The 21,699-nt window shown below is 45.4% G+C and carries 22 protein-coding genes; 3 read left to right on the top strand and 19 right to left on the bottom strand.

From position 1 onward, the window contains the following. Positions 1 to 66: 66 nt before the first annotated feature. The 3 genes from ESP131_RS04340 to ESP131_RS04330 form a co-directional block, all read right to left on the bottom strand. A complete protein-coding gene (locus tag ESP131_RS04340) occupies positions 67 to 915 on the bottom strand; it encodes an MBL fold metallo-hydrolase (RefSeq protein WP_069940250.1) in 849 nt (282 codons plus the stop codon). Between the two features lie 84 nt (positions 916 to 999). Then, entirely contained in the window at positions 1,000 to 3,666 is a 2,667-nt protein-coding gene (locus ESP131_RS04335; RefSeq protein WP_069940249.1) for an MMPL family transporter, read from the bottom strand. Between the two features lie 30 nt (positions 3,667 to 3,696). Continuing rightward, positions 3,697 to 4,140 (bottom strand): MarR family transcriptional regulator, encoded by a 444-nt coding sequence (locus ESP131_RS04330; RefSeq protein ID WP_029343331.1) that lies wholly within the window; start codon positions 4,138 to 4,140, stop codon positions 3,697 to 3,699. A 134-nt stretch (positions 4,141 to 4,274) separates the two neighbouring features. On the opposite strand from ESP131_RS04330, the gene ESP131_RS04325 reads away from it, so the two are divergent. Beyond that, positions 4,275 to 4,466 (top strand): hypothetical protein, encoded by a 192-nt coding sequence (locus ESP131_RS04325; RefSeq protein WP_029343330.1) that lies wholly within the window; start codon positions 4,275 to 4,277, stop codon positions 4,464 to 4,466. A gap of 40 nt (positions 4,467 to 4,506) precedes the next feature. Here the strand turns inward: ESP131_RS04325 and ESP131_RS04320 are convergent, their stop codons facing one another. The 3 genes from ESP131_RS04320 to ESP131_RS04310 form a co-directional block, all read right to left on the bottom strand. Continuing rightward, positions 4,507 to 4,956, bottom strand: a complete 450-nt coding sequence (locus tag ESP131_RS04320) for a universal stress protein (protein WP_029343329.1) — start codon at positions 4,954 to 4,956, stop codon at positions 4,507 to 4,509. Between the two features lie 28 nt (positions 4,957 to 4,984). After that, positions 4,985 to 5,434: a general stress protein gene (locus tag ESP131_RS04315; protein WP_050678937.1), complete on the bottom strand. Its 450-nt coding sequence runs from the start codon at positions 5,432 to 5,434 to the stop codon at positions 4,985 to 4,987. Positions 5,435 to 5,498: 64 nt separating this feature from the next. After that, on the bottom strand, positions 5,499 to 6,233 hold the full coding sequence (locus tag ESP131_RS04310) for a hypothetical protein (RefSeq protein ID WP_069940248.1): 735 nt from the start codon (positions 6,231 to 6,233) through the stop codon (positions 5,499 to 5,501). A gap of 123 nt (positions 6,234 to 6,356) precedes the next feature. Between ESP131_RS04310 and ESP131_RS04305 the strand changes: the two genes are divergently transcribed. After that, positions 6,357 to 6,995 carry a FusB/FusC family EF-G-binding protein gene (locus ESP131_RS04305; RefSeq protein WP_029343324.1) on the top strand — a complete coding sequence of 213 codons (639 nt, stop codon included), beginning with the start codon at positions 6,357 to 6,359 and terminating at the stop codon, positions 6,993 to 6,995. Positions 6,996 to 7,073: 78 nt separating this feature from the next. Here ESP131_RS04305 and ESP131_RS04300 read toward each other — a convergent pair whose 3' ends face one another. From ESP131_RS04300 to msrB, 4 genes are all read right to left on the bottom strand, one after another. Continuing rightward, positions 7,074 to 8,612: a GGDEF domain-containing protein gene (locus tag ESP131_RS04300; RefSeq protein ID WP_069940247.1), complete on the bottom strand. Its 1,539-nt coding sequence runs from the start codon at positions 8,610 to 8,612 to the stop codon at positions 7,074 to 7,076. Between the two features lie 198 nt (positions 8,613 to 8,810). After that, entirely contained in the window at positions 8,811 to 11,381 is a 2,571-nt protein-coding gene (locus tag ESP131_RS04295; protein WP_052169396.1) for a HAMP domain-containing sensor histidine kinase, read from the bottom strand. Between the two features lie 150 nt (positions 11,382 to 11,531). Further along, entirely contained in the window at positions 11,532 to 14,429 is a 2,898-nt protein-coding gene (locus ESP131_RS04290) for a S8 family peptidase (protein WP_069940246.1), read from the bottom strand. Between the two features lie 144 nt (positions 14,430 to 14,573). Next, the gene (gene msrB, locus ESP131_RS04285) at positions 14,574 to 15,674 is read right to left on the bottom strand and encodes a peptide-methionine (R)-S-oxide reductase MsrB (RefSeq protein ID WP_069940245.1); all 1,101 of its coding nucleotides are present in this window, start codon (positions 15,672 to 15,674) and stop codon (positions 14,574 to 14,576) included. A gap of 187 nt (positions 15,675 to 15,861) precedes the next feature. On the opposite strand from msrB, the gene ESP131_RS04280 reads away from it, so the two are divergent. Beyond that, the gene (locus ESP131_RS04280) at positions 15,862 to 16,248 is read left to right on the top strand and encodes a DUF302 domain-containing protein (RefSeq protein ID WP_029343319.1); all 387 of its coding nucleotides are present in this window, start codon (positions 15,862 to 15,864) and stop codon (positions 16,246 to 16,248) included. A gap of 63 nt (positions 16,249 to 16,311) precedes the next feature. Here ESP131_RS04280 and ESP131_RS04275 read toward each other — a convergent pair whose 3' ends face one another. The 9 genes from ESP131_RS04275 to ESP131_RS04235 all read right to left on the bottom strand — a co-directional run bounded on the left by ESP131_RS04275 (position 16,312) and on the right by ESP131_RS04235 (position 21,691). After that, positions 16,312 to 17,088 carry a sulfite exporter TauE/SafE family protein gene (locus ESP131_RS04275; RefSeq protein ID WP_069940244.1) on the bottom strand — a complete coding sequence of 259 codons (777 nt, stop codon included), beginning with the start codon at positions 17,086 to 17,088 and terminating at the stop codon, positions 16,312 to 16,314. Between the two features lie 52 nt (positions 17,089 to 17,140). Continuing rightward, complete coding sequence (locus tag ESP131_RS04270) at positions 17,141 to 17,368, bottom strand: sulfurtransferase TusA family protein (protein ID WP_029343316.1); 228 nt, start codon at positions 17,366 to 17,368, stop codon at positions 17,141 to 17,143. Positions 17,369 to 17,411: 43 nt separating this feature from the next. After that, the gene (locus ESP131_RS04265) at positions 17,412 to 18,548 is read right to left on the bottom strand and encodes an MBL fold metallo-hydrolase (RefSeq protein ID WP_029343315.1); all 1,137 of its coding nucleotides are present in this window, start codon (positions 18,546 to 18,548) and stop codon (positions 17,412 to 17,414) included. 35 nt (positions 18,549 to 18,583) lie between these two features. Next, a complete protein-coding gene (locus ESP131_RS04260) occupies positions 18,584 to 19,153 on the bottom strand; it encodes a sulfurtransferase TusA family protein (protein ID WP_051656367.1) in 570 nt (189 codons plus the stop codon). A 38-nt stretch (positions 19,154 to 19,191) separates the two neighbouring features. After that, positions 19,192 to 19,488: a rhodanese-like domain-containing protein gene (locus tag ESP131_RS04255; protein WP_023466941.1), complete on the bottom strand. Its 297-nt coding sequence runs from the start codon at positions 19,486 to 19,488 to the stop codon at positions 19,192 to 19,194. 25 nt (positions 19,489 to 19,513) lie between these two features. Beyond that, positions 19,514 to 19,873, bottom strand: coding sequence for a rhodanese-like domain-containing protein (locus ESP131_RS04250; RefSeq protein WP_029343312.1), 360 nt, complete (start codon positions 19,871 to 19,873; stop codon positions 19,514 to 19,516). Between the two features lie 22 nt (positions 19,874 to 19,895). After that, the gene (locus ESP131_RS04245) at positions 19,896 to 20,375 is read right to left on the bottom strand and encodes a DsrE/DsrF/DrsH-like family protein (protein WP_023466937.1); all 480 of its coding nucleotides are present in this window, start codon (positions 20,373 to 20,375) and stop codon (positions 19,896 to 19,898) included. A 58-nt stretch (positions 20,376 to 20,433) separates the two neighbouring features. After that, the gene (locus ESP131_RS04240) at positions 20,434 to 20,697 is read right to left on the bottom strand and encodes a metal-sensitive transcriptional regulator (RefSeq protein WP_023466936.1); all 264 of its coding nucleotides are present in this window, start codon (positions 20,695 to 20,697) and stop codon (positions 20,434 to 20,436) included. A 145-nt stretch (positions 20,698 to 20,842) separates the two neighbouring features. Continuing rightward, complete coding sequence (locus ESP131_RS04235) at positions 20,843 to 21,691, bottom strand: LysR family transcriptional regulator (RefSeq protein ID WP_069940243.1); 849 nt, start codon at positions 21,689 to 21,691, stop codon at positions 20,843 to 20,845. Positions 21,692 to 21,699 lie beyond the last annotated feature (8 nt).

Genomic DNA, 21,699 nt, shown 5'->3' with positions numbered 1-21,699 from the left:
CCTTTAACAAACTCGTAGTACTTTATTCATTTCGACATCCACCATCCTATCCCTTGTTATGATCTGTCATTTCATTCCATTTGCGAAATAAATCAATGTTTCGGTCTCATCTTCTGTCAACGATCGTCCGGTCTCTTCTGCATACAAGGTTCGCATATCCTTCAGTCGTCCTTCGGTCGCTTTCGTTACGCGAATGGCTCGACGCAACATCTTGACCTCTTCTTCAAATTCTGACTTTGGCATCGCTTCTCCATGCGACCAGATATAATAGTCGGTATCTAAACGATCCAGTGTCGCTAGTAAACGCGTCGTCCGCTCAACCGTATAATTCACCTTCGGCGAAAAGATATCGGCATACATGGCGTCACCTAAGAACACGACACGTTCTTCCGGGATGTAGACGAGTAGGCTTCCTGGAGAGTGATCATTTTCGACTTCGATCAGTTGGCAATGCACCCCACCTAAATCGAGATCCAGTTGTCTTTCAAAGCCGATCGTCGGTAAGACAATTTCGATATCGCGTGTCACACCGAACTCGAGCTTGATCGCGTCGGCGCAAAACGGAATCTCAATGCCTTGATCCATTCGTTCTTGCAGTGCTTCATCCGTCCAGGCATACGGCTGCATCTCCTTCATATGCGTGATCGTTTGCTTGGTCGCAATTGATGGGAGACCAAGATGTTTCATTCCAAAAATATGATCCCAGTGCCAGTGTGTCAATGCCAACAAGGTCGGCGATTCAATTTCATGTATCTTCATTTCTTCTAAGAATAGTGCTGCATGGGCTGAAGAGTTCCCCGCATCAATCATCAATTGATGGTTCTCCCCGCGCACGACAGCGAGAATCGGGCGGTCCGTCTCGCTGACCGGTGTCTGATACCAAATCCGTGAAGTCAGTTGTTTGAAGTGTTGCATGCTCTACCTCCTTATCATCTGCTCTTAGTATACGTCATGACAAAACCGGGTTCATCTAGAAGACGAACCCGGTCTGCTTAGTTGTTATTTTTTAGCGTTTGGTCGAAACGGCCACCAGACTCCTTTACCGAACGATACCGTGATTGCTGGAATCAAGAGTGGTAAGACGATCAAACCATACAAGAGTAGACCTGTGATGACGATCGTCGCGATTTGAACGAGACTCAAGACACCAGACGGCATCATCGCCCCGAAGGTTCCTGCAAGAATAATCGCTGCCGTGATGATGACAGACCCCATTTTTTTCATCGACAGGAACATCGCTTCCTTCGTATCGAGTCCGTTGATCGTCTCTTCCCGGAAACGGTCGAGTAGGAAGATCGAGTAGTCGATACCAAGGGCAATCAACATGACGAATCCGAAGAACGGAACAGCCCAACTGATACCGTCATATCCGAGTCCGTTGACGAAGATCAGCTCTGCGATCGACATCGACGTATAATACGTTAGCAATAACGAACCAATCATGAACAACGGCATGATCAATGAACGGAACATGATCGCTAGAATCACGAAGAGACTGATCAGCATGACCGTCACCGTTCGTTTGAAATCGGCTTTTGACGTATCGTTTAAATCACTGTTGACGCTTGAGATCCCACCGTATGCAACACTGCTGTCTTCAAATGGTGTATCTTTGATTGTCTTCGCTGTCGTCTCTTTGATCGCAGCGACGGTTTGAATCGCTTCTGGAGAATACGGATCATCCTCGAGGATGACTTCGAACTTCAATCCCGTCTGTTGATCAATCGCGTAACGATCAATCGCTGGTTTAAAGGCTTTATCCGATAGCGTATCTTTTGGTACGAACACACCTGTCCCCCGAATCGATGTCGCTTGTCCCATCTCGGTCAGAAGATCCGAGATTTCCTCAAGACCACTTTCAATTTTCGTCAGTCCTTCGTTCGCTTGACCGACACCATCCGCAAGTTGTGTTAATCCGTTCCCCAACTGACCGGCTTGCGCTCCTTGAGACGCGATACCGCTCGCTGCTTGACTAATGCCAGCTTGAACTTGGCTCAATTGACCAGACAATGCATTCAACGTTCCGACGGTTTGCGGGATGTTTTGGGTCGATTGTAACCCTTGACCGACAAGCGTCAACTGTTGGTTGATTTGCCCGAGTCCGTCTGCTGCTTGTTGCAACTGACTCGCACCTGCTGAAGCCGCGTCTCCTGCTGGTAGCTGTCCTGTAATCCCATTCAAATTATCTTCCACCGTCGTCAGACCAGACTGAACATCCGTGAGGCCGGCGGTAGCTTTCTTCATACCATCAGCAACTTGTTTTAATTGACGATCGACGTAGAAATCATTGATGACTTCGCCTGTCGGACGAGAAATCGAACGAACCGATTTGACCCCGTCAATCTTCACCAGTTCGCGACTGAGTTGTTCCGCATAAGGAACTGTTTTTTCAGTAATCAAATCATCGTCACTCTTGAGGATGACGTTGACCGGGAGCGACTCACCTGCACCAAATCCATCCGAGATCGCATTGAGTCCTTTTACCGTCTCATACTTCGCACCAATCTCATCGACGGTATTAAACGAAAGGTCATCATCATACGTAAAGAGTGTCGGGACCGTGACGATCGCAACGATGATCATCGCAAGCAACGGACGACGGATTGATAATCCACCATAATGTGCCCAGAGCTTGCTATCCTGGTGACTCGCTGCCTTCTTAGATGGCCAAAATAGCTTTTCTTTTAATGTCGCCATGAAGAATGGAACGAGTGTGAACAAAACAAGTAAGAGTACTGCAATCCCGACCGCAACGGCGACCGATGACTTAAAGATCGGGAAGTCCGCAAAACCGATCGCTGAGAAACCGACAAGAACAGCGAGACCACTGATTAGTAACGTACGCCCTGCTGTCTTATACGTGTTGACGATTGCTGTCTCAACGTCGTGCCCTGCCGTCAACTCTTCCTTATACCGGCTCAGGAGCAAGATACAATAATCCGTCCCAATCCCGAATAGAATGGCGACGAGGAAGATTTGCGTATAGTTCGATACCGGGAAGCCGAACCAATCGACGAAAAAGGCGACGAGTGATTGACTGATCAGGTACGTAAACCCAACTGCAACGAGTGGGACGAACGGTGTGACGACTGAACGGAAAACGAGCAGAAGCAGTCCGAAAATCAATCCGACGGTAATCAGTTCTGTCCGCTTCAATCCTTCTTGTGAGCTCGTATTAACGTCATCGTTGATTAACGCTTCACCCGTTAGATAGATCGTTTGATCCTTTGGTAAGAGATCCGTCCGGATTTGTTTTGCCAGTTTGACGATTTCTTCTTGCGAACCGTCGACTGTAATCGGCACGAGGACCGTCTTTTTATCTTTTGAGACGAGCTGTCCTTCCGTCTCTTTGTTTTCAAACGGATCCAGCACATCCGTGACCGGACGATCAAGTGCTTCTAAATCCTGAACGATTTGTCCGATCGACTTTCGATCGGCATCGCTGACTTTGTCTTTGAGCGGAATGACAAGCGAGATCGTTTCTTCGCTGGCCCCCGCTTTTTCTAAAATGTCAGCTGCCCGTTGCGAATCAGCATCATTTGCAAGCTGAATCGCACCTGCTTCTTCTGCTTGTTTAGCCAAGTTTGGTGCCGTAAATAGTAAACCTACTGTAACGATGAGCAATAACGCAAGAATTGCCCAGCGCCATTTGACGATTTGTCGCATATCCGATTCTCCTCTTCCTTCTATCTGTTTTTAGTCATTCAACTGCAAAATCTCTTTAATCTTTTTGAAGGTTTCGATGAACTGAATGATTTCTTCTTCCTCGACCTTTCCTTCAATCAAATTCTCAAGATACGTATAGATTTCTTGCTCCGCTTCTGTTGCCACTAACCGACCTGATTCCGTCAACGAAATGTACTTCGTCCGGTGGTCGTCTTCTCGTCGTTCGACGATGACGAGACCTTTTTCCGTCAACTTTTTCAGCCGGTTGGAGATGGCACTTTTGTGAACACCCTGCACTGCCGCGAGACGACCGGACGAAATCGGTCCATATTTTCCGACGAGCTTCAACACATGAAGTTGCTCCGGTGAATACATTTGCCAAACGGGTGCTTCGACCGACTTCAACACACGTTCTGTTCCGTGGATCATGACTTCTTCAAACAGGAGGACTGCTTCACGTAAATTGTCTTTCATTTTTAGTTTACCCCCTAAACTTATGAAGTTAGTTTAGCCCCTCAACTAGAAGGCTGTCAACTCTAAACTGTCACAACTTACAGATGCAGAACATGACCAATTTCTGTATGATAAAGGAAGAGAGGAGCTTGCTTATGTTGACTTTGTTTTGGATTGCGTTAGTCATCTGTCTCGTAGGTCTTGTCTTTACGTTACGGATTGCCAAGCAACCAGCAGAAGAAAAGTATGACCATAAAACTTCGGCCAAAAACATGTCTTGGATGTATTTTATTTTTCTTCCGATCATTTTGATTTTATTAGGCATCTTCTATTATTTTTTAACATGACATGAAACAGCACACATCGTCTGATGTGTGCTGTGTTTTATCACTTCAAGGTTTTAGGACGGACGATATAGATATCGCATTTTGCATAACGGGAGATGTTTTCAGAGACACTCCCGATCATGATGCGTTCCATCGCATTCATCCCGACCGCCCCGCAGACGATCAACCCAGCACCGACACGTGGTGCGATGACCTTCGGAATCAATGTTTTGGGAGAGCCATTTTCGATGACCAGTTCAACTGTCTCGATGCCTGCTTCTCGTGCCCGCTTCTCGTAACGATCGAGCAGTCCTTGTGCATATTCCGTGACGTTTTGATCAATGAAACGCTTATTGGCACGTACATTAGCAAATGTCTGAATATCAATGACATGGGCGATAACGAGTTTAGCACGATCGAGTTTGGCAAATTTCACTGCCTTTTCAAAGGCAAGATCTGCCGTCTTTGATCCATCGACTGCCACTAAAATCGTATGATACTGGCTCTCCATCAAGAATCATCCTTTCTGCACGACTCTCTTACAGCATCCGGTCATTTTCATTTTCGAGGGCGCGGTTTTCGTGATCAAGTTTCCGTTCTGCCTCGATCCCTTCTGGTTCTGTCTCCAAAATACTTTTTGGTTCCGGCGCAGGACGTGCTGCTCCTGCCTCGTCTGCTAACAGGACATACTCACCTTGCTGGACACGTAAGACATGCTGACGAATATCCGACTCTGGTAACCCAAGTTCCGTAAAGGCAGTTTGAATTTCCTCAGCCGAAGCCGGTTTGCCTGTAAACCGCTCAAACAGCGTCCGTTTCCCGGAGACGAGTTGAGCCGCTGATTGTCCACGTAACATCGCCATATCGGTCTTGTCTTGTAACACGACATACAGATCCTCTTCTAAATAACCCGCAAAATGTAAATCCTCGATTTTTCGAATCAAATCCGTTTCATTTTGATAGACACCAATCCATTGTTTTTTTCCCATGACACACGTCTCCCCCTTTTATAACAGCTATATGGGATATACCCCAAATTCACCTAAAACATGACTAAGACGAAGAAGACTTCGGTGATTGCTGTCGAAAAAGACGTTGCCGTTTATAAAAGACGTAATAGCACAACAGTAAAGCACCTACGATCCCGATTCCTGTTACGATTTGTTGCACAAGAGCGAGGCGATCGTTAAAGAACAGTCCAATCAAATACCAGACGAGCGTGAGACCAAACACCCAGTCGGAATGAATGATGACAAACAAGAGTCCTCCGATAATCGCTACGACGAGTGCGAGCGTACTCCATTGCTGTTCGGAAAGACCAAATAGCGAAGTGAACTGAAAATCGGATAAGATCCGAAATGGTAAAATCAACAACATCGTACTCATCCAGGCGAGCAGGACTGAAATCGGAGAGCGCATCCAAGGCGATCGTCGCGGATGGTGTTGAATTTTCATATAAACTAAGCACAGACTAATGAATGAAATCGTTGTCCAGACAAGTTCCCATGGTGGTCCGGTCATACTACTGACGCCAAGCGTCACGAGTGATAACGCGAGCCATCCTCCGATATCTTCAATCAGTTCTCGATCTGCAGGAAAGGCACGAACCGGTCGAATACACCAAATTAACAACGTCGTGAACACGACACCTGTAATCGTATCGAAAAAAGATGCTGGAACAAGAGGCAACGCAGGAATGGTGACCGGATTTGACCAAACGACGCGCGCTAGCAATGCAAAGAGGAATGCTCCTATATTCATGAGGCGTAAAAATGTTAAATACTGCACGTCCCTCTTCACCTCCTCGTTCATTCTGTTATTCAATTCCCCTTGCAAGAGGCAGAAAAACAAAAATGTCGCTTTGTTCTGTTGCTAAATTCCGGTACGATGAAAAGAAAAGGAGGAACGCGAATGGACGCATTTTTATTGCCCTATCAATACAACTTTATTCGGAATCAAGTCGATCTGTTACAACATCAATTCGCTGCCGTTCATGATCCGGATGTTCGTGATGCTGTCCGGTATAGTGCTGCTGAAAAGATATTCGATCTATTGCCCGTACTTACACCAGAACAGGAAGCGCTGTTGACGAACATTCGTGACGCTGAATCCGAACAAGATCTCCTCGCGTATTTAGCACATGTCGAACCGTTCGTCCAACCGTTTCCAAGCATTTCTGAATCACGGATCCGTCAGCTCTTCAAAAAAACGAAAAAGTTACATGTTCCGCCACTTCACTCCTTTGAATGGGCTCACACGACGTTTTTAAGCTGGAACGATACCGGGAATCGTAAAAAATACTTCGTCTATCCTTTGGACGATCAATGGATCGGCGTCGAGGGAACCTATCTTCCATCGATCCAAAAAGGGATTTGTGCGATTTGCCATACGTATAGTGACATCACACTCGTAACCGCCACGACACGTCGTTCAGCTGAACAGCATCAGACGATTGGTCATCATATGTGTATCGACAGCGATGCATGTAATCAAGCTGTGACGAATCCAGAAGTCATTGAAACGTTCTTAGCACGCACGCAAAAGAAATGATCGGCATCAAAAAAACACGTTCGTATGACTGATCCGATAAGGTTCGGTATACGAGCGTGTTTTTGAATATGACGACGTTCATGTGTTCGTTATCGCTGGATCATGCAAGCAAAATTGATTCTTCCCGCGACGTTTTGCCTCATACATCGCTAGGTCTGCTTGCTCGATCAAGTCCGATCGAGAAGCTGCATGCGCCGGATAGATCGCTCCACCGATGCTCGCTGTTACCGGAAGTGGAATGATACCATGGTGAAACGGCTGTCGGAACAAGGAAACGAGATGTTCCCCACACTGCACCACTTCTACTTCTTGTTCAACGTCAAATAACAAGACGACGAACTCATCTCCACCTTGTCTTGAAATGACTGTATTGGGCGGCAATTTCTTTTGTAGACGTGTCGTAACATCGACGATGAGTTGATCTCCGACACGATGTCCATACGTATCGTTAATCTCTTTGAAGTGATCGATATCAATAAAGAACAACCCAACCTGCCCGTCAGTCGCTTCCGCTCGGTACAAGGCATCTTGGAACAGTCGCGCAAACAGATATCGATTCGGTAACCCTGTTAAGGCATCGTGATATGCCATGTGTCGCATCTCCTCCATGGCAGTTGCTAATGCTTCCGTTCGCTCTTCCACCTTCGCTTCGAGATTTTCGCGCAACCGTTGATTGTCAACAACGATCCGGATTTGACGGGAAATCAACAACGGAATCGCAATCATTAACCCAATCGTCAAACCGTTCCAACTAATCGTTTGTCGTGCCATCGTCACGAATAGAATCAATAAGAATAAGTAAGGAGTGATCAAACGTAAGACATCGATCCATCTCCGTGTAACGTCAAGAGGAACGAGAGATTCCTCAGCATCAAAGCGATACGCGGCAAGCCCGACAATCAGGACAGTCGCTAACCATAACGGATCGAGCCAACTCGAAGGAAATGGATAATCAAATCGTTCGAGTATCACGTATAATAGATCAGCGAGTAACTGAAAATGAAATGCGAGTAGAATCAATAATAACGAGCCGCCATTGCCACGCTTCATCAAACCAAAGAATAAGACAATCATTCCACCGAGCAACAATAAATCACCGATCGGATAACGAAGCCATAAAAGCGTTTCAATCGTCAACAAGGCATTCGCTTCTAAATAAGGCGTCACTAAGTAGTGCCACGAAAGAGATCCTGCAACGACTAAAATGATGAACTCATCGAACAAAAAGACCCGCAAATTGACTTCTTGTCGTCGATTACGCAGGAAATAACCGAAAGCAATGATATAGATCAAGATTTGAAGACTGAAGATCAAGTCGATCCAATCAAACGGTTCTGTTCGCGTCCATTCTCGGAGGAAGTATAGAAGTTGTCCACATTCGCCTATACCAAGCATCGCATTAGCGAATAATAATAGAAGAAATAAGCGGTAAGTAAAAGGGCGTCTTGTATGGCGTCGTTGTGCCCGCCAAATCAAATAGAGGGAGATGGTTACGCCACCGATCGTGAACAGACTGTTGACGACTTGTCCGATTACCGTATCCGTGCCTACATACGTCACCCAGACGATATGAAACAGCAACCAGCCCATAACGACTCCCAACCATCTCTGATACATGACGATTCCCCCTTTCCTTTTTTAACCATAGTTCGTTTGTCCTATAGGTATATCGGTTCAGGATTGCTGTTTATTCACTCTTTTTTTATTTTATTAAAATCTTTTTTTCGCATGATTACTCATTTTAAAAACAACCAAAAACCGTGTTCACACCTAAGCGGTCTGAACACGGTTTAACTGGAACGTATCACGTTTTCTTTAACTAGAACGTCGATTCTTTTCTGTCGACTCAATGGATTCACTTAGACTGAGCGGTAACACGATGATGAATCGACTACCTTTGCCAACTTCAGATTCGACATGGATGATGCCTTCGTGTTCTTTGACGATTTCCTTACAAATCGATAAACCGAGTCCCGTTCCACCGATTCGACGTGTATCCGAGTTATCGACACGATAGAATTTATCAAACAAGTGAGCAAAGGCATGATGCGGAATCCCAATTCCTTCATCCTTCACTTCAATGATGGCTTGATCGTCTTTCGTATCAATCCAGACATCTATGCGCCCACCATCTGGAGAATACTTGATCGCATTGTTGATCAAGTTACTCATTAATTGTTTAATCCGGTCTTCATCTCCTAAAATGAATGGACGATCCGGGCTGAGCAACTGCAAATGGAGATCGTGCTGTTCACTTGAAGCGTCATACAAGGACATCACTTGTTCTGTTAGGGTAAACAAATCGAGATGTGCCATTTGGTACAACTGTCCACCTGACTGCATTCGCTGAACGTCTAAGAAGTCCGTGACGAGGTTCGATAACCGTTCCGTCTCATTATGGATCGTCGCTAGATATTTCTGCTGTTTTGAGTCATCGATCTTTCGATTCAGCATCAACTCTGTAAAACCATAAATAGATGAGAGTGGTGTTCGTAACTCATGCGATACGGTCGAGACGAGTTCTGTTTTGAGACGATCGGCTTCTGTTTCCCGGGTAATATCCCGTAAGACGAGGATGATTCCCTTCCATCCTCCGACAACATCAATACGTTCCGCGTAGACTTCGAGATGAGCGGTGTTGTTTCGAATATCAAACCGGACCTTGTCCGGTGAAATCTCACCGGAACGAATCAAATCTAGATACGTATTAAAGGCTTCGACGTCATCCACCAACTGACGCATTACATTGATGACGTACTCACTCGACGGTAACGTTCGATCTACCGTAAATTCCGATTGTAGTTCTGGAATTAACTCAAACAACGGACGGTTGACGTATAATTCTCCATTTCCATCCTCAAGATAAATGATTGCTTCTCGGATTGAGTCCAACACTTGCTCGGTCTTTTCTTTTTCTTGACGCATCCCTTCGTAAGAACGCGTTCGTAGGAGCGATAACGTCATCTGTTGCGCGAACTCGCGAATATCCGTTAACTGCTGTCCTTTATAGGCAGATTTATAACGAACCAGATAGATGGCTGCAATCAATTCATGCGTTTCTGGATCTTCGATAGGAATCGTCACTTCATACGTGCTAAATGAATATGGATAGTCTTTTTGACGCGTCACCCGTTTTTCCGATTGGATGAATTCCATCTCCCGAACCGATCGATTGATGACGGACATCTCATCTTTCAAAAGAACTTTTAAATAATCCATCGTCATCCCATTCGTCGTCGCACCCATGAACTGTCCTTCTTCATAGAGCAATAGGGCACCGTACTCCGAAGAGGTGATATCGATCATCTTTTGAACGATTGCCGGGTACGATTCGACGGTTTCACGAACAGCAAGCGCCTCGGTCAATTCGCTACGCAATCGGAGCTTTTCCTCATTCTTTTTCGTTGTTTGATACGCTTCTTCGAGTTCTTCTTGTTGCGCTTGCAGTTCTTCTTGTTGCGCGAGCAACTCTTCACTTTGCGCCTGCAACTCTTCGTTTTTGCCTTGCATCGCATCCGTATGGGCATTTGTCGTCACGACCATCCGATTAAAGGCTGCGCGCAACAATCCGATTTCGTCTGGTCGCTGCTCGGCAGCTTTATCAATCTTAATCGGTTCTTTCCGAGCGAGCTTCTGATTATCATCGATTAAGCGTAGTAATTGTCGTGTCATCCGGCGAAGGAACGGGTGCACGAATAAGAGAATGAAGGCGATGAGCACAACAATACTGGAGATCCAAATCCATTGTGATTTTGCGACCTCACTCCGAAGTTCACCGACAGCCGTTTCTTGTTGTTGGCTGAGATTCGTCCGGTATTCCTCAAGCGCTGCAGATGCTTTTTCGATGTCTGGCGTAATATCAATCGAACCATCGGCAGTTGGCTTTAATCGCCCTTGATCAACAAGACGCTCGGCAATCGGCAAAGAAAACAGACTATCCCCCTGTAAGAAGTCCTCATTGATCCGATTCGCCTTTTTTTCATTGACGTAAGACTGGGTCAACGGGAACAAGGCATCATAGTATAACTCATATAAATTCGTCATTTGCGCCGCGAATTCTTCTTCTTCATCCGTTTTTGCGTTTCGCATGAACCAATCTGTCTCACTTTTGATATCTGTTCGGAGCGCTTGGATTTCATCAAACCGTTCCTGATTACCAAAAATGACGAATCCGCGTAAACCGAACTGAACCGTTTGCCAATTGTCCCACAAATCATTGGCTCGGCGATTTTGTTCACTGATCGTCTCGAGATTCTGTTTTGATGTTTCGATTCGTCCTTCCATGTAGTCATAGACAAAGAACGAAGTAATCGATACTACGATCAGTACCGCATAAAAAACAGTCAGCAGTTGCCGACCGATTCGTCGCCGAATCCAATTCACCATGAATGTATCCTCCTCATCATTCGTTGAATGATGCTTTTTCATTTGTTTCTATAGATTTAATATAATAGAAACGCTTTCGAAGCAACAGCTAGGATATCCAAAAAAAGACCTTTTCTCGGAATGTACCCGAAAAAAGGTCTTTTTACCCTCTTACTTTTTCGCTTTCTTCACTGTCACAGAAGTCACAGGGCTAACTTGACCACGTGTATTCTTAACATAGATGGAAAGCTTCGCTTTTGCTTTTTGCTTCGGAATTTTGACGGAATAGTTGCCTTTTGCAGAAACCGTTCCTTTTCCGATAACTTTTTTCTTCGCATCTTTTACATAAACACTCAATTTCTTTTCAGCTGTACCGGTTACTTTCGTTTGTCCGGCATAGACGGATTTCACTTTCGGTGCCGCTGGGGCTGGTAGGACTTTTACGATCGTCGGTTTACTTGTACGTTTAGCAATATCCGTTACTGTGACGATCAAGCTTGAACCACCGACTTGTTTTGGTAATTTCGCACTGAAGTGACCTTTTGCATCAACTTTTGCTGTGGCGATTTTCTTTTGTTTCGCATCTTTAACGGTAATCGTACCACCCGCGAGAGCTGTACCTGTCATTTTTGTCGCACCAGCAAGAACTGGTTTGACCTTCGGTGCTTTTGGTGCTTTTCCTGGAAGAACTTCTGTCCGTTCCGATGTAACGTCTAATCCGTTCGCATAGCGAACCGTCAAGACTGTCTTTTGGTTTTGACGCGGAATCTTCACGCTGTATTTTCCTGCTTGAGCTGTTGTCGTAGCTAGCTTTTTGTTCGTCGTTGTTTCCTTACCATTCTTATCTTTCGTTACGACTGCTGCCCATACTTCAACTTTTGTTCCTGTCTTGACCGTTCCAGAAACAAACAATTGGTTATCGTAGACGTCATTGACATTCCCGTTCAAGTTCAACTGAGAAATCGCACGTGGAATACTGACTTTTCCGTATCCAGAGACTGGGCTGACGTAAGCTGGGAATTCAGGTTCCATCTTTTCCCCGTCTTCATCTTCTTCAAAGTCGAACCAGTCGTTTGGATTTTCAAACGCAAGTGGCTCTGCACTCTTACGCAAGATCTGTTCGATTTGTGTTGGTGTCAGTTTCGGGTTCAGTGACTTCAAGATTCCCGCTACTGCTGCAACGTGTGGTGAAGCCATACTTGTTCCATCCATGTATACCGTGTTACCGTCTGGAATCAAACTAGCGACTTTCGATCCGGGTGCTACGACGTCAAGTCCAACACCATAGTTCGAATAATCAGCGACCATTCCGAGTGGGTTTGTCGCTCCGACAGAAATCGCATATTCCGAGTTCGCTGGGTAACCGACCATCATGTCATAGTCGTTTCCTGAAGCCGCAACCACCGTAACACCATGATCTGCTGCATATTTCATCATATAAGCCATCGTCCGGCTCTCACCGCCACCAAGACTCATATTGATGACTTTTGCACCTTGATCAACTGCGTATTTAATACCAAGGGCAATGCCATCCGTCTCACCTTCACCACTTGCATTCAAGACTTTAACCGGCAGGATTTGTGCCGATTGATGAATTCCTTGGATACCGTAATCGTTGTTCATCGTTGCTGCGATGACGCCCGCTACGTGTGTTCCGTGACCGTTATCATCGATCGCATCCCCGTCACCGTTGACGGAAACATAGTTCTTTTCATTTGCGATATCAACTTTTCCTTGTAAGTCCTTCAAGCGATAATCGACACCTGTATCGATGACTGCAATCTTAACAGGCGCTAACTTCTTCGAACCGAAACGTTGTTGGAACGCTTCAAACCCGATCCCAACGTTATCAAATTGCTCAAAGACGGTCTTTTTGTTGACAGCCCATTGATAATCGAAGTTGATGTCCTTCGTTGCGCGGTACGTCTGAATTTTCTCAACGTACTCGACAGCTGACGAACGGTTGAGCGATTGTTTTAATGCGGTTGCCGATTGACCTTTGACAGTTGGGTCTTCCGTCACGATGACGAAGTCTCCCGCATTACCAAGGGATAAACGTTCTACATCCGTTGCCTGAACACCCGCAATCTTCATCGAACGGTTCATTTTACCTGGCTTTAATTTAACGATATAACGTGTTGCTTCTTTTGATTGAATGTTCATTCCCAGTGACTGGAATGTTTCGCTCAATTTGCTTCCACTTAATTTAGAGACATCCATTTTGTTGGCATATCCATCAATCTCTTCTGCAATCACAGCAGGTGATGCGTCACGTGATAATTTGTAGAGACGATCGACAGCTTGTTGATCAGCTTTCGTCAATGTGTATGATGTTCCACGTACGAGTGATTCCATCGCAGGCTTCAATGTTTTTAAATCTTCGTATGCTTGTTGACGCTTATCTTTGTTGAATAATAGCGTTTTGACGACGTAAGGAGACGCTTTGTAGTAAAGCGATGTTAAAGCACGTCCTGCATCAGATTGGCTCAATACTTGCTTTTGGATCGAGTGCATGAGTGCAAGCATCGGCTTTTCTTCTTTTGTTTGCTTGAGTGCTTCTTCCGCCATACAGCTGATGTCATTGATCGGCTCATATTCAACCGGCAATTTGACGTTGTTATACGTCAATTTAACATGAGCAGCTTTCGTCGTCTTACCTTCTTCGATGTTCGGGTAATATTCGACTTTGACATAATACGGTCCATCCCATGCATATGGAACGGCTAATTTCGTAAGAGCTTTTTCATTCGGCTCCGCTTCTATCCGGTAGCGATCAAACGTATCTTCTTCGGCAGCCATCGCTTCGCTCGGATACGCCGTTAATTGAACGAATTGATCCGTATCGATTGAGAGTTCGAAGTGAGATGCGTTTTTCTCTACACCCGCTTCATGGTTGACGCGGTACCAATATGTATTCTTTTCTTCCGTTCCCGTTTCAAGCGTCGTCTCTTGTCCTGCTTTCAAGAGCGTTGCTTTAGCAAGGGCTGTTTCTGCCTTTGCTGTCGTAGGTCCTACTCCGAGCGTCAAAATTAGACAGCTCAGCATGACCCAAATCACCAGTTTCTTCACACATGTTCCTCCTTCAAGATCGATGTACTTTATCTTGATTATAAACAGTAACTGGATAAAATGGATATTTATTTTATGGATGTATCTTACAATTTTGAAAGGAAAGGCATCCAATGCTCATACGCATTGGATGCCTTTTAATGATTATTTAAAATCTGCTACATATTCACCGTATCCTTCTTGTTTCAAGTCCTCTTTCGGAATGAAACGTAAGGCGGCTGAGTTCATACAATACCGCAACCCGGTCGGTTTTGGTCCATCCGAGAAGACGTGTCCGAGATGCGCATTCCCATGTCGGCTCCGGACTTCCATTCGTTTCATGCCGATTGAAAAATCACTTTTCTCAATGATATTACCTGGTTCGAGTGGTTTCGTAAAACTTGGCCATCCCGTTTTCGAATCATATTTATCATTTGACGAAAACAATGGTTCACCAGAAATCAGATCGACATAGATCCCGTCTGCTTTCAAATCATGATACGGATTATCAAACGCCGGCTCCGTCCCATCTTCTTGTGTCACCTTATACTGAATCGCAGTTAATTTCTTTTTGATTTCTGCATCAGACAACTTTGCATACGTTGGAAGATCGAGCTTTGGTTGATCATTCCAGTAGCGGTTGATGAAGTCGTCGCGTCCAGAAGCTGCCCGGTAAAACTTATATTTCTTCTCACTCTTCAAATAGTAGTCTTGATGATATGCTTCTGCTTCATAAAAAGGACTTGCTGCAATAAATGGTGTGACGATTTTATCATCGAAGACTTGTTGTTTCTCTAAATCTTGTTTCGATTGCATTGCGATTTCTTTTTGTTTCTCATTCGTATAGAAAATCGCTGTCGTGTAGGATTCCCCTTGATCGACGAACTGACCGTTCGCATCCGTCGGATCAATCTGACGCCAGTAGACGTCTAACAATTGCTTGTACGAGATGACGTTCGGATCAAACGTGATCAATACCGCTTCCCGATGCCCTGTCGTCTCCGCCGACACTTGGTTATACGTCGGATTCTCAACATCGCCGCCCGTGTAACCAGAAATGACGGATTTGACTCCTTTTAACTCTTCGAACGGTGGCTCCATACACCAGAAGCATCCGCCGGCTAGAATCGCCGTCTCTTCCGCTTGATAATTCAATTCCTTACTACCACTTGATTTTGCCTGCTGTTGCTGGAACACGAAGTATCCTCCGACCATGATGACGATGAGACCGATGACTGATAAAACTGTCCACATTCGTTTCTTCATCTCCCTTCGCCTCCTTTATTCAGCTTACGTCACGCGACGTCGATTGGATGTTCTTTTATTTAACTGTAACGCGCTTACTCTCTCTTGTCGTAGCATGTGCTCAAGCAGAGCACATTGGATCATCCTGATTAAAGAAGTGTGATCAGGGAATAGACTCTATAACTCGAAAACACCAGGAGGGGTATTTATGTTTGATTACACTGTGACATCGCATCACAATCTGGATCAGGTCATGACTCAACTGAAGCAAGCTCTCTCAGAGGCATCATTCGGTGTCTTATGGGAGTTTGATTTGGCCAACAAATTCGAAGAAAAAGAGCTCTCTTTTGATGAAAGCTATCATATTTTAGAAGTATGCCAACCAAAAGAAGCACACCGCGTCGTGTCCCATGACTTGCGGGCTGGTTACTTTCTTCCATGTAAAATCGTCGTCTATACCGAGAACGGGCAAACGAAAATCGGTATGCCAAAACCAACTGCCTTGATGGACTTAGCAGATGAAGCCGAACTAAAGACGGTCGCAGAAGAAGTCGAACACACGTTACGACACGTGATCGATCAAGCTGCACAATAAGAAAACGCTCTACTTGTACATTGTTTCATAAAGAAACATCGTACAAGTAGAGCGTTCTTTTGTTTACAAGATGTCGATCCAAATCTTCACCGCTGTCGCTAAAATCAGAACAGCAAGAATGACTTGGAGAATCTTCGTGTTCATCTTCTTCCCGGCGATTGCGCCAAGCGGTGCTGCAATTAGACTGGCAACGACCATGATTGCCGCAGGACCCCAGTCGACTTGCCCTGTCGTGATTTTACCGACCGTTGCGCCGATCGACGAAATGAACGTAATCGCAAGCGATGAAGCAATCGTCATCCGTGTCGGGATTTTCAAGAGAACGAGCATAATCGGGACGAGTAAAAAGGCACCTGCTGCCCCAACGATTCCGGCTCCGACACCCACGATGAATGCCGATACTGCCGCAATCGTTTTGTTGAACTGAACCTGATCAAGCGGAATGTCGTCGATCCCTTTTTTCGGAACGAACATCATGACCGCTGCCGTTAACGCGAGAACACCATAGACGATGTTGATCGTGTCTTCAGCCAGGATATTTGAACCATACGCACCGATGAAGCTACCGATTAAAATCGATCCCCCCATGTAGACGATCAATGATTTATTCAAATAACCGCCTTTTCGGTAAGCCCAGACGCCACCAATCGTTGCAAAAAAGACTTGAATCGCACTGATTCCCGCAACCTCATGGGCAGAAAATGCTGCAAAACCGAGTAGGGGCGGGATATACAATAACATCGGATATTTAATGATTGAACCGCCAATTCCTAACATTCCTGAAATGTAGGATCCGACAAATCCGATTAAGAAAATCGTCACGATAAAACCGAATTCCATCGTTTATCACTCCTTAAAAAAAGAGAGCCGTAACTCAGCTCTCTTTTCGAAATTAACCTTTTTGAATCCAGAATTTTAGGACGCTTGCTTCTTCTTCGTGTTTGACGAGTTCATGACCACCTGATGTCGCCCACGCCTGAAGATCGTTTTTTGCCCCTTTATCCGTTGCATGGACTTCAAGGATTTGACCTGATTCGAGTCCTGCGATGGCTTTTTTTGTTTTTACGATTGGCATCGGACAAGCAAGTCCTTTTGCGTCGAGTACGAGTTCTGATTTCATGTTGTATTCCTCCTGAATGATTTAATGTTTGTTATGATTCGGTTTAGCGTACCGCACAGCGGTTCGGTCCGACTTCCATTTCCCGTTGTGTCTCAAGATCGGGTGTCTGTTTCCCCATGTTCGTTTCACGGATATCTTGATACGCGTTCGGTTGTGGCGGCAAGTTCTCTGTGACCATTTTCCGGAATGTTGCTTCATCATCAATGTTGAGACCATGGTTGTTCGCAAGCAAGATGCTTAATTTCTCCGCTACACTACCATCCGCGTTCAATTCTTCAATGATCATGAAATGTGCTGGTAAGACGATTAATTCCGGTGAAAGATCACGATACGTGTTGTAGAGCGAATCACGTAAGTCGCCGACCCAGTCTTCCGCGAGACCGGCTAAATCCGGACGACCAATCGAATCGATGAACAGGATATCACCCGTTAATAAATAACGCTGATCGACGATGAATGAAGTCGATCCAATCGTATGTCCCGGGGAATAAAGAGCGCGTACTTCAATCGCTGTATCCCCCACTTGAACCGTACTACCGTTTTCAAGTGGTGCATAATCGAATGTGACATCCGTCGCATCTTTTGGCGGCAACCAGTATGTCGCGCCTGTTTTTTCGGCGATGTCGCGTCCTCCAGAAATATGATCCGCATGAAGATGTGTATCAAACACATGCTTAATCGTGACATTGCGTGATGCGGCATAATCCAAATACACATCCGTCATTCGTGTCGCATCGATGAGCACGGCCTCTCCTTCCGAGATGACCATATACGAGAGACACCCTTTACCGATTCGAACGAACTGAACGACTTCACCTTGATCAGTTCCTGTTTCGTTCAGCGTTCCGAGTGAAATCGGTTCTAGATGTTCACTCCATGCTTTCATGCCGCCTGACAGATACGATACGTCTCGTCCTGCTTCTTCCAACATATCGGCGACGAAAATTGATGAACCTTCTTTTGCGCAAACGACGAGTACATCCTGATCCGTCGGAAGCTGATCGAGAATCTCCTCGACACCATCCAACAATTCAAAATACGGAATGTTGAGGTACTTGAAGTTCTCTCCTTCGATTTTCCAATCTTGAAACGCATCCTCATTCCGTACATCTAAGATGAACAAAGACTCGCGTCCAATGATTTTTTTCGTAACTTGTGCGGCTGTCATTGCTTGTGCCATATCTACTAGTTCCTCCTCTGCTTTACGCTGGTGAATTATTTCGCTGAAACGAGTGTTGTCGTCTCAAATGCCCATTCCTGCATACCTGGTACGACATTGTGGACCGTATACCCCTTGTCACTGAGCTGTCGGCATGCCATGTCACTTCGGCTACCTGTTCGGCAGATGACGTAAACCGTCTGATTTGAATCCAGTTCTGCATGTCGTGTCTCAAGTTCACCTAACGGAATATTGATGGCTCCCGGTACATGCGCGAAGGCATATTCTGCTTGTTCACGAACATCAAGCACTGTGATCGAGTCGTCTTGACGTGCTGCTTCGACTGTTGCATTGTCGACGGTTTGAGCGAATGCTGCTGGTTCCGTGACATCACCTGTTGATTTCCGAACGTAATGACGGAGTACTTCGCCTTCTTCGATCGTGCCTAAATAATGATTGCCAGTGCTGTTTGCCCAGGCACGAAGATCTGCAGTTGATCCTTTATCCGTCGCCTGAACTTCGATGACTTGTCCCGGTTCCAACGTCTTGATCGTTTTTTTCGTCCGAACGATCGGCATCGGACAAGCGAGACCTTTGGCGTCCAATACGATATCTGATTTAATCATAGTCATACAATTCGCTCCTTTACGGTGTGGGGTATTATTTATTTTGTTTCGCCTTCGTACGACATCATGCCGCCATCCATGTTCGTCACGTCATATCCTTGTCCTTCGAGATATGTCGTTGCGCGACCACTGCGCGCACCAGAACGGCATACCATGACATACTCTTTTTTCTTGTCGAGTTCGTTCATCTTGAATTCAATCAATCCGAGTGGAATATGGATCGCTCCCGGAATCATTCCTTCTTTGACTTCATCGACTTCTCGGACATCAATAACGTTCAGTTGTTCACCACGTTCGATTTTTTCCTGTACTTCTGTTGCTGTCATGCGTTTCATATTGAATTCCTCCTCTTGATTCGATTCAGCGCCAGGCATTCATTCCGCCACGGACTTCCGTGACATTCGGATAACCGGCTTTTTTTAGTACTTTGACGGCTTGTTTGCTTCGCATCCCGCTTTGACAGATGACGAGCACTTCTTTGTCTTTCGGGATTTGATTCAGTTGACTGTTTAGCGTTTGTAACGGAATGTTCTTAAATCCTTTGATGTGATTGCCTTTGAATTCTGCCGGTGTCCGAACATCGAGATAAAATCGTTTGCGGTCATTTAGTAACGGCTTCAGTTCCGTGGTCGACACTTGCTTGACGCCTTTTGTTGGGGCGAACACCTTATAAGCGAGATAGCCGACGACGAGCAACAAGATAATCGATAGTACATCCATGCGTCATTCCTCCTTCAGATCATTAGATGAATAGATTGACGTTTCCGTTCTCCGCATCGGCGAGGTAGGCGGCAACACCTGCATACTCAATCCCGTCGTGTAATTCTTCCTGTTTCAAACCGAGTAAATCCATCGTCATCGTACAGGCGACGAGTTTGACATCCTGTTCTTTCGCTAATTCGATTAAGTCTGGAAGTGGCATCGCATTGTGCTTCTTCATGACGTTTTTAATCATTTTTTGACCTGCACCACCGAAGTTCATTTTCGAGAGTGGCATCTTATCGGCACCGCGTGGCATGAACTTACCGAACATCTTCTCAAGGAATGTTTTATCCGGCTGGATCGGTTCATCCTTACGCATCGCATTCAAACCCCAGAAGGTATGAAAAATCGTGACTTCGTGATCGTATGCGGCTGCACCGTTGGCAATGATATAAGCTGCCATGACTTTGTCGTACTCTCCACTAAATAAAACGATGGTTGTTTTTTTTGTATCTGACATAAACGTAATTCCTCCAAGTTTTTACCCTAAGGGGTATATTAATTCGTAAAAAAAAATTCTATCTGCTTTTCATTAAGAGTTGAACAGCCTCTGCAACGGCTTGTTCATGATTTTCCGTCGCATCATCCTGACGGACACAGTCAATCAAGTTTTCACTGACGACGAGACCGATGACGCGATCAATCGCACTACGTGTAGCGCTCAGTTGTGTGACGACATCCTTACAGGACGCCTCTTCTTTCATCATTCGAACGATGCCGTGGATTTGTCCTTCAATCCGATTCATCCGATGAATGATGCGATCTTCATAACCGTTTTCCATATGAAGTCCATCTCCTTTTTCAAATGTGACATGGGTCATACCTCGTTGGTACATTTCATACAATAATACCTAAGGGGGTATAAGTCAACGAAAAAGATTTCTGGATTCATCACTATGTTCAGTGAGTCCGAAAATCTTTTTGTAGTCAGCCTTTCCAATTCGCTTCTAAAAAATCGATCCAACGCTCGGCTAGTCGAGTTGGCATTTTCTCTGGTAACAGATAACGAAACGTCCGGTTGGAGATCCCTTTCGCATGAATTGTAAAAGATTCAGACGGGAAAGACGTGACAAGTCGTTCTGACAGCGCTGCAATACCACTCCCATTCAAAACAAGTTGTCGCGCTAAATAATTCGCATCTACTGTAATCGTTCGAGTGGGAACGATCGACGACGCATCAAGCCAACGATGAAGTGCATAGCGAGAAGCGGATCCTTCTTCCCGGACGATCCACGTCGCGTCTTCGAGTGCAAGATGTGTCGCTCCAATGATATGCAGTTGATCTTTCGCAAAGACGATTTGTCTCATTCCATCAAGTGTCAGTTCTCCTTCAATCATACCGAGATCAATCTCACGATGTCGTAAAGCTGTTGCCACTTGATCATGATTCATCAGCTGGATATCTAGTGATACCTTAGGATGAGCTCTTGAAAACAGATGGATCATATCATCAAGCAATATCTCGTGGATCGTATGGGTTGCTCCGATCCGTAACGTCCCTTGGAAAACCCCTTCCGATTCATCTAACTGTGACTGCATCTGTTCGAGTTGGAATAGAATTTCTTTTGCGTGGCGATAGACGATCCACCCCATTTCCGATACCTCGACCCCTATTGCGAATGAATCACGTATTAATAACGAATGTCCGACATCTTCCTCTAGTCGTTTCACGTGAACACTGATCGTCGGTTGCGACAGAAATAACTGCTCCGCTGTTTTCGTAAAGTGACGTGTTTCAACGAGTGTGACGAACGTTCTGAGTTCAGTTAATTTCAACAATACCC

It is taken from the genome of Exiguobacterium sp. U13-1, assembly GCF_001750115.1.
GTDB lineage: Bacteria > Bacillota > Bacilli > Exiguobacteriales > Exiguobacteriaceae > Exiguobacterium_A > Exiguobacterium_A acetylicum.
Note: the sequence above shows the minus strand (reverse complement) of the source record. Positions and strands in the feature narration are given on the sequence as shown.